9 protein-coding genes and 1 tRNA gene are annotated in these 11,174 nt (G+C 69.0%); 5 read left to right on the plus strand and 5 right to left on the minus strand.

The window, feature by feature from the left end:
• Positions 1-245: 245 nt before the first annotated feature.
• A complete protein-coding gene (locus tag Q7P21_RS05060) occupies positions 246-1,151 on the minus strand; it encodes an N-formylglutamate amidohydrolase (protein WP_304176066.1) in 906 nt (301 codons plus the stop codon).
• Between the two features lie 139 nt (positions 1,152-1,290).
• Here Q7P21_RS05060 and cpdR point away from each other — a divergent pair, with 139 nt between their 5' ends.
• The 3 genes from cpdR to Q7P21_RS05075 all read left to right on the plus strand — a co-directional run bounded on the left by cpdR (position 1,291) and on the right by Q7P21_RS05075 (position 5,288).
• Positions 1,291-1,650: a cell cycle two-component system response regulator CpdR gene (gene cpdR, locus Q7P21_RS05065; RefSeq protein ID WP_304169540.1), complete on the plus strand. Its 360-nt coding sequence runs from the start codon at positions 1,291-1,293 to the stop codon at positions 1,648-1,650.
• A 76-nt stretch (positions 1,651-1,726) separates the two neighbouring features.
• Positions 1,727-1,801: transfer RNA gene (locus Q7P21_RS05070), tRNA-Val, on the plus strand.
• A 700-nt stretch (positions 1,802-2,501) separates the two neighbouring features.
• On the plus strand, positions 2,502-5,288 hold the full coding sequence (locus Q7P21_RS05075) for a TonB-dependent receptor domain-containing protein (protein WP_304169537.1): 2,787 nt from the start codon (positions 2,502-2,504) through the stop codon (positions 5,286-5,288).
• A 264-nt stretch (positions 5,289-5,552) separates the two neighbouring features.
• On the opposite strand, the gene Q7P21_RS05080 is transcribed toward Q7P21_RS05075, so the two are convergent.
• The 4 genes from Q7P21_RS05080 to Q7P21_RS05095 form a co-directional block, all read right to left on the minus strand.
• A complete protein-coding gene (locus tag Q7P21_RS05080) occupies positions 5,553-5,930 on the minus strand; it encodes a DUF6491 family protein (protein ID WP_304169534.1) in 378 nt (125 codons plus the stop codon).
• 44 nt (positions 5,931-5,974) lie between these two features.
• Positions 5,975-7,807, minus strand: coding sequence for a tRNA (5-methylaminomethyl-2-thiouridine)(34)-methyltransferase MnmD (gene mnmD / locus Q7P21_RS05085; protein ID WP_304176059.1), 1,833 nt, complete (start codon positions 7,805-7,807; stop codon positions 5,975-5,977).
• Between the two features lie 98 nt (positions 7,808-7,905).
• Entirely contained in the window at positions 7,906-8,211 is a 306-nt protein-coding gene (locus tag Q7P21_RS05090) for a hypothetical protein (protein ID WP_304169529.1), read from the minus strand.
• A 181-nt stretch (positions 8,212-8,392) separates the two neighbouring features.
• Complete coding sequence (locus Q7P21_RS05095) at positions 8,393-9,322, minus strand: thioesterase family protein (protein WP_369685420.1); 930 nt, start codon at positions 9,320-9,322, stop codon at positions 8,393-8,395.
• Between the two features lie 139 nt (positions 9,323-9,461).
• On the opposite strand from Q7P21_RS05095, the gene Q7P21_RS05100 reads away from it, so the two are divergent.
• Positions 9,462-10,289, plus strand: coding sequence for a cytochrome b/b6 domain-containing protein (locus tag Q7P21_RS05100; protein ID WP_304176061.1), 828 nt, complete (start codon positions 9,462-9,464; stop codon positions 10,287-10,289).
• Complete coding sequence (locus Q7P21_RS05105) at positions 10,286-11,056, plus strand: molybdopterin-dependent oxidoreductase (protein WP_304176064.1); 771 nt, start codon at positions 10,286-10,288, stop codon at positions 11,054-11,056. The genes Q7P21_RS05100 and Q7P21_RS05105 overlap by 4 nt, the downstream gene beginning before the upstream one ends.
• The last annotated feature ends 118 nt before the right edge of the window (positions 11,057-11,174 follow it).

Here is an 11,174-nt window from a genome sequence, read left to right on the forward strand (position 1 = left end):
CTTCTTGCGTGGTCAAGATATTGATTACGCTAGGGAAGGTTCAGAATTTTCCGCCCAATTCGCACCTGCGACATTTTTGTTCTTGCCGTTTTGTGCGCCGCACCGTATACATCTCTTCGTGAGGCGTCGCTGACGTCTCTGCCCTTCCTGGGCGTTTCCTCCCTAATGAACTGGCCGGGCCTTGTGCCCGGCTTTTTTCTTGGGCGACGCCCTGGCGCGCGTGATCGCGCGAAAATCAGCCAGGTTCAGCCGGTCTTGAGACCGCTCCAGTCCTTCGCCGCCAGCACCCGGGTCAGGTGCTCCAGGTCGCCTTTCAGCTTCTCGAAGCCCGCCGTGGGCGTCAGCCGCGCCTCATCCAGATAGAGCGCGCGGTTGATCTCGATCTGCAGGGCGTGGGTCCGGCGGGCCGGCCGGCCATAGTGCTCGGTGGTGTAGCCGCCAGCATAGGGGGCGTTGCGGGCCACCCTGTAGCCCAGGCCCTGCAGCTCACGCTCGACCAGTTGGGTCACCTGGCCGGAACAGGCGGCCCCGAACCGGTCGCCCAGCACCATGTCGCAGGCCTCGCCCCGTCCGGCCCGCGCTGCGGCCGCCGGCATGGAGTGCCAGTCGATCAGCACCGCCACGCCATGGGCGGCGTGAGCCTCGCCCAGCAGGCGCGCCAGGGCGGCGTGATAGGGGGTGTGCGCCCCTTCGATGCGGGCCCGGGCTTCGGCGAAGGTCAGCTTGCGATCGTAGATCTCCTGGCCTTCCGAGACCACCCGGGCGATCGCCCCCAGCCCCGCCTGCACCCGGGCCGAGCGACCCCGGGCGAAATCCGGCAGCTCGTCGGCGAACATGGTCGCATCCAGCTCGAAGGCCTCGCGATTGACGTCGATATAGGCCCGGGCCAGCCGGGCGGTGATCAGGGCCGCGCCCAGCCGCGGCGCCTCGGCCACCAGGGCGTCGACATAGGCGTCTTCCGAGCGGCGGATGGCCACATCGTCCAGCACGGCCATCATGTCGGCGGGATAGAGCCGTCCCGAATGGGGCGAGGCGAACACCAGGGGGGTGGTGGCCGGCGTTCCCTCCGCCTGGGCCCGGGTGATGTCAAAGGCTGGCGGGGCCTTGGGCCCGGCGGGAGATGGAGCGGGGACGGGCTGCCAGACGTTCATCCCGGGCATATGACGATCGAAGCCTGGGCGGGTCAAACAGATCGGGCCGGTTTGCGCCCCTTCCGGGCTCAGGGTTCATCGCGAGTTTACGTCTGAGGCGCTAGGGTGCTCTTTACCGATATCACCTGGCGGAGCGCCCATGCCCCGGATCCTACTGGCCGAAGACGACGATTCCCTGCGCGGGTTCCTGGCCCGGGCGCTGGAGCGCGCCGGCTATGAGGTCACCGCCTGCGCCGACGGCGACGAGGCCGCCGCCGTGCTCGACCAGAGCTGGGACCTGCTTTTGACCGACATCGTCATGCCCGGCATGGACGGCATCGAGGTGGCCCGCCTGGCCGCCGCCAAGCATCCGGGCCTGCGCATCATGTTCATCACCGGCTTCGCCGCCGTGGCGCTCGCCGCCGGCGAAAGCGCCCCGGCCGGCGCCAAGGTGCTGTCCAAGCCCATCCACCTTCGGGAAATCGTCACCGAGGTGGAGAAAATGATGGCCGCCGCATAAGGCGTTTACTGGCGCTTGCCTTAGGAAAAAGGCGCCGTTATACCGCCGCCTCTCGTTCCCCTCGGGGAGTCCAGATGGACGCGTAGCTCAGCGGGAGAGCACCTCGTTGACATCGAGGGGGTCACAGGTTCAATCCCTGTCGCGTCCACCATTTTTCTCCTAAAACCCAGGCTCCCAACTCGCGCTCAGGCGAAGCCGCGCGCCGGCGAGCCTGTAGGGTTGGAGTCCCGGCTGGAGGGTCGTGGAGACCCTGCTCCTTCGCGGCGATCCTGCCGTCGGCGCCCCTTGAGCTCCGAAGGGCGATCGCTCGCCGGCCAGCGGCGTCCCCGGCGCCCGCGAACAGGCGGGCGGGGGAGGCCATGCCCCGGGCCAGGGGGGCAGGGCGGGCGAATCAAGCCAAGATTTTCGACAATCATGTCAATTGCGGCAAATTCTGCCGGAACGGGCGGGCGCGACCATAGACGGCGCCGGCCACAAAACACCCGTCTTCAGGGTGGTGAAATGGTCGATTTCGGCGTTTAGGTCAAAAAATCGGCATAACGGTGTTGCTTCAGTACCGCAGTGATGCGGCATTGTGTCGGGCCTGTTACAAAATCCTGGCGCCCTTACGGCAACTCGGCTTCCCTTCGCCTAACCACGGGCCGACCCCTCGCGTCAGATCGAGTACGGCGAGCTCGCGGGGGGAGGAAATTATGACCAAACACAGAATCCTGTGCAGCGGATCTGCGCTCGCTGTAGCTATTTCACTCGCAAGTGCGGGGCATGCTCTCGCCGCCGACACAACGACGACCACCGTTCAAGAAGTCGTGGTCACCGGCTCATTCATCGCCGGTTCGTCGGAAAAGGCGGCTTTGCCCGTCTCCGTCATTGGTAAGGAAGAACTCGCCAAGCAGGGCTCGCCCTCGACCCTGGATCTGATCAAGTCGCTGCCGATCAGCGGCCCGGTCATCGGGGACTCCAATCAGTTCAGCACCGGGGCCCAGGGCCAGCCCGGCGCAGGCAGCATCAACCTGCGCGGCATCGGCAGCCAGCGGACCCTGGTCCTGCTCAATGGCCGTCGCTCCACGGTTTCGCCGGGCGCCGGCAGCCAGGGCGTCGACACCAACCTGATGCCCGTCGCCGCGATCCAGCGGGTCGAGATTCTGAAGGACGGCGCCGCCGCCACCTACGGGTCCGACGCCATGGGCGGCGTGGTGAACTTCATCACCCGCAAGAACCTCGAAGGCTTTGACGTCAGCGCCGATTATCGACTGGTCGATGGTTCGGCCGGCGACTATGGGATCAACGGCGCCTGGGGCCACGTCTTCGACAACGGCAATGTCCTGATCGCCGCCGGCTATCAGCGCCGCTCGGAACTGTCGTCGACGGACCGCAAGTGGGCCAACCAGCCCTATCTGACCAACCCGTCGGGCTGGTCGGTCCTGGGTCAGCCCCCGGCCTTCCTGCCGCGCAAGGGCGCGACCCCGGTCGCCGGTGTCACCCGCGACGGCGGCTGCGCTGCGGTCGGCGGCTTCGTCGGCTACACCGGCGCCACGGCGGCCTGCTACTTCACCTATGTGCCCTTCGACAACCTGGTCGAGGATGAGTACCGCTATCAGACCTATGCCGAGGTCAATTTCGACCTGAGCGACACCACCCGCTTCCACGTCGAAGGCCTCTATTCCAAGACCGACACCCCGCATGGCCGCAGCTCGCCCGGCTATCCGCCGACCTCGGGCCCCAACGGCCCCGGCAGCGTGGGCGTGTTCACCGTCCCCAGCTCGAACCCGGGCTTCAATGTCGCCCTGACCCAGGCCGGCCTTGGCGCTCTGATCGGGGTCGCTGACAATGCCTCCCTGACCCTGTTCCGTCCCCTGGGCGCCGGCGGCAGGCCGGGTGAAAGCGGCCTCGGCGGCTACACCTCCAGCCGTAACTTCGAGATGTTCCGCGTCTCGGCGGGCTTCGTCGGCAAGCTGACCGAGTCCATCGGCTATGATGTGGCGGTCACCTATTCCGACGCGACCAACACCTCGCGCGGCAACGACATCCTGATCGACCGTCTGCAACGGGCCCTGAACGGCTTCGGCGGACCGGCCTGCACCGGCACGGTCGCCGGCGCCAATGGCTGCGTCTACTTCAACCCGTTCTCCAACGCCTATGCGGGCAATCCGGCGCTCGGCCTGACCAATCCCGGCTATGTCTCGTCCGGCGCCAACAGCGTCGACCTGATCAAGTGGCTGGCGCCTCCGAACTCCACGGGCGGCGAAGCGCGTCAGAGCCTCCTGGTGTTCGACGCCGTCCTGAACGGTCAGACCGGCATCAACCTGCCGGGCGGCGAGATCGCCTGGGCGGCGGGCATCCAGACCCGTTCGGAAGAAGCTCGCTCGTCGGTCGCCAGTGACCTGGCCGATTCGCGCGTCACGCCCTGCCCGGTCGTGGGCACGGTCAACTGCACCATCAAGACCGGTCCGTTCATCTTCCTCGGCCAGGGCACGCCCTCCTATGTGGACGGTCAGGTCAAGGCGGTGTTCGGCGAATTGAACCTGCCGATCCTCGACAACCTGAACGCTCAGCTGGCGGTCCGCTACGAGGACTATGGCGGCCAGACCGGCTCGACCACCAACCCCAAGCTGGCGGTCAAGTGGCAGGTGACGGATGCACTCGCTCTGCGCGCTTCGGTCGGCACGACCTTCCGGGGCCCGACCCCGGCGGACCGCGCTTCCGACGGCGTGACGGGCCTGTCCGGCATCACCGCGGCTGGCAACAACTTCAAGTCGGTCGACTTCTTCGGCAACCCCTCGATCGGTCCTGAGACCGCGACGACCTACAACATCGGCGCGATCTTCGAGGTCCACGGCTTCCGGGCGATCGTCGACTATTGGAACTACGCCATCGAGGGTCAGATCTCCTCGGTGCCGGCCAATGTCATCGCCACCTCGGTCGCCGGCGCCGGCAACGGCACGCAGTTCGTGAACTGCGGCGCCACCCTCCGGTCGCTGATCACCTTCAGCAACAACAACACCTGCACCCAGGGCGTCACCATCGGCAACGATATCGCCCGGATCCGGTCTGACCGGGTCAATGGACCGACCCTGGACACCTCCGGTATCGACGCTCAAATCGACTACACGCTCGATGACTTCATCGGCGGCGAACTGGGCCTCGGCGCGGCGGCCAGCTATGTGCTGAAGTACGACATCGGGGACTTCACCGCCGGTGGTGTGAAGATCGACTCCGCCTATTCGGCCAAGGGCTTCACCAACTACAACCGCCTGCCCGGGACCATTCCGGATTGGCGCGGCACCTTCTACGCCAACTACAAGCGCGGCATTCACAACCTCCGCGCCACGGTCAACTACGTGGACGGGGCCACCGACAACCGGACTCCGATCTTCGTGCAGAACGGGCCCAGCGCCACCGCTTGCGTCGCGGCCAGCGCCGTCTGCGTCCCGGTCACCTTCGGCCTGGAAGTGAAGCGCTTCGTGACCCTGGATCTGACCTATCGGGTCCAACTGCCTTGGGATGCGACCGTGTCGGTCTCGGCTCTGAACGTGTTCGACAAGGACCCGTCTCAGGCCCGGATCGAGTACAGCTACGACCCCTATATCGGCAACGCCTACGGCCGGACCTTCAAGGTGGTCGCCACCAAGAAGTTCTAAGCCTCTAGATACGACCCAGGGTCCCACGCGAAGGACCCGGCCCTATCACTCAACCAACGCCGCCTCCGAAAGGGGGCGGCGCTTTCATTTGTCGCGGGGGGTGGACGCGGAATCCGCTCGGCAAAACGTCTCCGCCGATCAAAGATCGTCTTCGGTTGCGCCAAGGCGACTCAGAAGGGTCGGCGCGCGCAGGCCATCTTCATGCCGTGGAGGGGCGGGTCGGCTGAGCCGATCCGCCCTGCGACGCCCGGTTCTAAACCTCGCTCAGGGCCGGCTGCGCTTGGGCAGGGCCGCGATCTCGGCGGGGGTCAGCCGGCTCATCTGGCTGACGGCGCATCGCTCGGGACCGGTCGGGCCGTGGCTGATGATCGTCGCCTCCATGGCCGAGCAGATCGAGGATCCCGGGCGGGATTCCAGGCCGATGCCATTGTTCCACTGGATATTGGGGCAGGCGCCCATCAGGTCCAGCCGATAGACCTCTCGCACCCCGACCCGAACAAACACCGTGTGGTCATCGGGGGCGGTGAACCCGTCGGCCTGGCTGGTCCAGAAACAGGCCTGTCGCGCCGGCGCCGGCCCCGCGCCGCCGAGGGTGATCAGGGCGCCGGCGGCCAGGACGCCGGTCAACAGGGTCTTGCGCATGTCGATGCTCCGCACCTTAGGGGGTCCAACCCGGAGACTGCATCCTAGCGCGAAGTCTGGACGGAAATACGGCCCCGTCGCGCCGCGCGACGTTGAAACCGATCGGGATCGACCAGCTCGGCCAGGGCGCGGGGCAGGGGCGAAGGCGCGCCCGCCACCCCGGCCGCCACGTGCTCGGCCAGCAGCGGGGCGAAGGAAAATCCGCGTGAGCCGAACCCGCCGAGCAGGAACAGACCGGGCGGGGCCTCCGGCGCGGCGCCGGCCAGGGGCAGATAGTCGGCGGTGGCCGCGCGCAGGGCGGCCCGGCCTTCCAGATCCTCAAGGACGATCTGCGACGCCAGGTCCGGCCGGGTGGTGGCCAAGGTGTCAAGATTGCGCTGATGGTCCTCGGGGCGGACCTCCGTCCCCGTGTCGCCGCGATCATGGGTGGCGCCGAACAGCAGGCCGTCCCGGGTGGGCAGGACATAGCCGCCCTGGGACGACGCCGCCGGCCGCTGCGGGCGCGCGACCCAACTCGCCTGGCCCCGCACCGGGGTGATCATCAGGCCCGGACAGAGCCGTGCGATCTCCGCCCCCGCCGCCAGGACCACCGCCTCGCCCCGCCACAGCTCGCCGCCGGCAGGATCGCTCAGCACCCAGGCCCCATCTCGTCGCGTGACGGCGCCCACGGCCTCGCCGCGCCAGTCGCCGGCCCAGGCGGCCAGCACCCGATCCGGCGCGATCACCAGGGCCCGGGTCAGGTCGAGGCCGGCGGGGGCCGGCTCGCCCAGCCGGAGGCTGGCCGCCTCGGACCCGATCGCCGCCACCGTCCCGGGCTCGAACAGGTCGCTGGCGGCGATCCGGGCGAAGCGTTCGGGATCGCGTTCGCCCTGGACCAGCTGCAGCACGCCGCGCGACAACACGGCGCCGTCGATCGCCTCATAGAGCGCCACGGCCCGGGCGAAGGTCTGAGCCGCCAGTTCAGCCACCGGCCCCAGCCCGGCGTCGAGGCGGGGCGTGACCAGGGCGGCGGGATTGCCCGAGCCGCCCGCCCCCGGGCCGCTGGCCTCGAACAGCTGGGGCTCCAGGCCCAGGGCCCGCAGCGCCCGGGCCGCCGAGGCGCCGGCAATGCCTGCGCCCACCACCGCCACCCGGGGTCGGTTTGGGCGGGTCGGCGCGGGACCGGTAAGCCGGGCCTCCAGCCGCTCGCGTTTGCGGCCATAGCCGGGGCGTTTCTCGATGGCGAACCCCGCCGCTTGCAGGCCGCGCCGCACGGCGCCGGCCACGGTGAAGGTCGCGGCCCGGGCGTCCGGCGCCGAGCGCGCCGTCACCGCCGCCATCACCGCCTCGCTCCACATCTGCGGGTTCAGGGCCGGCGAGAAGCCGTCCAGGAACCAGGCGTCGGCCGAACCGCTCCAGGCCGCCAGGGCGTCCTCCACCGGCATGACCGCCAGGTCGAGGACGGCGCCCAGTTCCGGCAGTTCCACCCTATGGAAGCCTCGCGCCCGGCCGGGCCAGCGCGCCGCCAGCAGGGCCGCCAGATCGGCGATCTGTGGCCAGCGGGCCACGGCGCGCAACATGTCCTCCGCCCGGACCGGGAAGGCCTCGATGCTGAAGATCGACAGCTGGCCGCCGGGCGGCCGCGTCCGCCGCCACAGCTCCAGCAGGGCCAGGATGTTCAGGCCGGCGCCGAAGCCCAGCTCGCCCACCACGAAGCGATCGCGCCCCGCCCAGGCCTCGGGCAAGCCGCAGCCCTCCAGGAACACTGCCTGGCTCTCGGCCAGGCCGTCCTCCGGCGAGAAATAGATGTCGCCGAACCGTCGCGAGCGCGGATGGCCGTCGTCGGTCCAGTCCAGCGGCGACCCGTCGGGCGAGGAGGTGTCAGGGTTTGCGGTCATGCCTAAAACAAGATGGGCCTCAAACAAGATGGGGCCTCAACGGAAAAGGGCCGCCTGATCAGGCGGCCCTCCGTACACGCGATAGCGGCGTGAAGCGCTTATTTCTTGGCCGGAGCCGGGGCCATCGCGGCGGCGGCGGCGGGCGCCATGGCCGAGGCCTCGGCGGGGGCCGGCGCGGCGGCGGTGGCGTCGCCCGCGGCCTTGGAGGCGTCAGCGGCGGCGTCGGCGGCGGTGGCTGCGGCGTCGGTCGCGGTGCTGGCGGCGGCGGCGGCCGTATTGGCCTCGGTGGTGGCTTCGGCGGCGGCGGCGTCAGCCTTGTCGGCGGGCTTGCTGCAGGCGGCGGCGGACAGGGCGGCGACGGCGGCGGCGGCGACCATCAGCTTGCGAAGAACGGGAGAGGTCATGGGCTTAGGTCCTCGGAGAATGGGGATTTTGGAAGGCGGATGTCCGCGCCCATCTCAACCGCCAGGAGGTGGCCATGGCAAGCGCGGATCGGGACTATGGCCTGCTTTGCGGCCAGAACAAGTCCCCAGGTCACGGTCGCGTGATCACTTCTTTCACCCGGGAAACCTTCCGAAATCCGGCTCAGAGACCGATGCCGGGCACGGCCTGGGCGAGATAGGCGGCCTGGGCCTCCGGCGTGATGTCGACCACCTTGCGGGCGTCCAGATCAAAGCTGATCACCACCGCCTCGGCGCTGGCCCAGGGCTGGCCGCTTTGCGGATCGACCATCCAGTGGAAGACCCGGCGGGTGCGCTTGTCGGCCCCGCCGAAGCCGGAGCGGAGCTCCACATGGTCGCCCGCCCGGGGCCAGCCTAGGTGCAGCACCCGATATTCCAGCACCGCCCCGCCGATGCGCGGCGGCGGCTGGCCGGGAACGGGCGCGGGGCCTGGCCGCGTCTCGCCGAACAGCCGGCCGGCCCCGTCGGAGACCCGGCCGATGAACATCTCGGCGCGCATCCGCCCGAACACGTCGCATTCCTGGGCCTGGATCACCCCCAGGCCGATCCGCGCCAGCCCCAGCTTGTCGGCCCGCGCCAGACTGGCCGTGGCCTTGACGGGCGCCAGGTCGATGCTGCGCGCCGCCGCGTGGGCCGGAACCTCGATCATCAGGTCGGCGGCGGCGTCGCGCACCCGCTGGGGCCAGGGAAAGGGGCGCATGTCGCGGGAGGTGGCGTGGGCCACCACCAGCTGGAAGGTCGCGGCCGGCTCGCCGTTCAGGTGGCGCATGACCAACAGCAGGCGGGCGTCGGCCTCGCCCAGTTCCACCACCCCGCCGGTCATGGTCAGGGTCGCGCCGGCCTTGGCCTCGCGCAGGAACCGCATGTGGGTCTCGCGCACCACCAGCGTCGCCTCGCCGACCGCCGAGAAGGCCCGGGGCATGCCCAGCCGCGCCGCCAGCCCGCCCAGTCCCTCGAGCGCCTTGGCCACCCAGAAGCGGACATTGAGATGACCCATCTCGTCGCATTCCCAGGTATTGACCCCGCCGCTCCAGATCTCCACGCCGTCGCCCAAGCCGCCATCCCCTTAGATTCAGGCGGCGAACTTAGAGGCTGGCGCCTGTAACCAACAGGGGCCCTCGCGCGAATTCGCTTCCAGGCCGATTTCGTGGTCATCTGGCGCGCCGGTCTGGCCGGTGCAGGAGGGGGAGATCATGGCGACACCGACCCATGAGGTGCTGGTCTATCGACATGCGGTGGCGACCCGCCTGACCCACTGGATCAATCTCATCGCCCTGTCGTTCCTGCTGCTGAGCGGGCTGCAGGTCTTCAACGCCCACCCGGCGCTCTATTGGGGCCAGAAGTCGACCTTCGCCCGGCCCTGGCTGGAGATGGGCATGATCGATCGTGGCGACCACGCGATCGGAGTGACCCAGATCGGATCGCTGCGGCTCGAGACCACCGGCCTGTTCGGCTATTCCGGCGCCGTCGGCCACGAGGAGCCGCGCGGCTTCCCGGCCTGGGCCACCATCCCCACCTATCGCGACCTGGCCGACGGCCGCCACTGGCACTTCTTCTTCGCCTGGGTCTTCGTGCTGAACGGCCTGGTCTATCTGTCGGCGGGCATGCTCAGCGGCCACTTCCGCAATGACCTCGCCCCGACCCGGGAGCAGCTGGCGCCCGCCCACCTCCTGAAGGAGATCGCCGACCACGCCCGGCTCAGGTTCCCCAAGGGGGAGGAGGAGCGCCACTATAACGCCCTGCAGAAACTGGCCTATCTGGCGGTGATCTTCGGCCTCCTGCCGCTGATGGTGCTGACCGGCCTGACCATGTCGCCGGGCATGGACGCCGCCTGGCCGTGGCTGCCGCACCTGTTCGGGGGCCGCCAGTCGGCGCGGTCGATCCACTTCATCTGCGCCGGCCTGATCGTGGCCTTCGTCCTGGTCCACCTGGCCATGGTGATCGCGGTGGGCGCCTTCAATTCCGTGCGCTCGATGATCACCGGCCGCTACGCCATCCGCCTCGAAGGAGACGCCCCATGACCCCCGATCGTCGCGGCTGGCTCAAGGGCCTGGCCGCCAGCGGCGCCGGCCTGTGGCTGGCCGCCTGCGACAAGCTCAACGAGAGCGCCGGGGTCCAGAAAGGCCTGGCCAGCGCCCAGGGCCTGACCCTGCGCGCCCAGCGCCTGTTCCAGAGCCGCAAGGCGCTGGCCCAGGAATTCACCCCCGCCGACATCGCCCGCGACTTCCGGGCCAATGGCTCGATCAGCCCCGGTGATCCGGCCTATCGCCAGCTGCTGACCACCGGGTTCAAGGACTACAAGCTGGTGATCGACGGCCTGGTGGACCACCCCCTGACCCTGAGCCTCGCTGACCTGCGCGCCCAGCCGTCCCGCACCCAGATCACCCGCCATGACTGCGTCGAGGGCTGGTCCAGCATCGGCCAGTGGAAGGGCGCCCGGCTCGGCCCGCTGCTCGACCGCGCGGGGCTGAAGCGCGAGGCCCGCTACCTGGTCTTCCACTGTTTCGACAGCCTGGAGGAGACCCTGGACGGATCGGGCCAGTACTATGAGAGCATCGACCTGATCGACGGCTATCACCCCCAGACCATCCTGGCCTACGAGATGAACGGCCAGGTCCTGCCCGTGGCCCACGGCGCCCCGCTGCGCCTGAGGGTCGAGCGCCACCTGGGCTACAAGCATGCCAAGTACATCTCCCGCATCGAAGCCGTCGCCGACTTCGCCCACCTGGGCCAGGGCAAGGGCGGCTATTGGGAAGACCGCGGCTATGAGTGGTACGGCGGGATCTGAGGGGCAGGCGGCCGCCTCAGGGGATTTGAGGCGGCGGATGAAGTGGTCTCGCGCGTGAGGGCGTGCGCGGGGTGAGGGTCTCTGATTCACGATGAGAGCGGTCGCGAGTTGACAGCCG

The sequence above is a fragment of the Phenylobacterium aquaticum genome (genome assembly GCF_947378715.1).
Lineage (GTDB): Bacteria > Pseudomonadota > Alphaproteobacteria > Caulobacterales > Caulobacteraceae > Phenylobacterium > Phenylobacterium aquaticum_A.

Bases quoted from the DNA above. Each gene is read 5' to 3' on its own strand.
- Q7P21_RS05060 (WP_304176066.1), bottom strand. From the start codon at position 1,151: ATGAACGTCTGGCAGCCCGTCCCCGCTCCATCTCCCGCCGGGCCCAAG.
- cpdR (WP_304169540.1), top strand. From the start codon at position 1,291: ATGCCCCGGATCCTACTGGCCGAAGACGACGATTCCCTGCGCGGGTTC.
- Q7P21_RS05080 (WP_304169534.1), bottom strand. From the start codon at position 5,930: ATGCGCAAGACCCTGTTGACCGGCGTCCTGGCCGCCGGCGCCCTGATC.
- mnmD (WP_304176059.1), bottom strand. From the start codon at position 7,807: ATGACCGCAAACCCTGACACCTCCTCGCCCGACGGGTCGCCGCTGGAC.
- Q7P21_RS05090 (WP_304169529.1), bottom strand. From the start codon at position 8,211: ATGACCTCTCCCGTTCTTCGCAAGCTGATGGTCGCCGCCGCCGCCGTC.
- Q7P21_RS05100 (WP_304176061.1), top strand. From the start codon at position 9,462: ATGGCGACACCGACCCATGAGGTGCTGGTCTATCGACATGCGGTGGCG.
- Q7P21_RS05105 (WP_304176064.1), top strand. From the start codon at position 10,286: ATGACCCCCGATCGTCGCGGCTGGCTCAAGGGCCTGGCCGCCAGCGGC.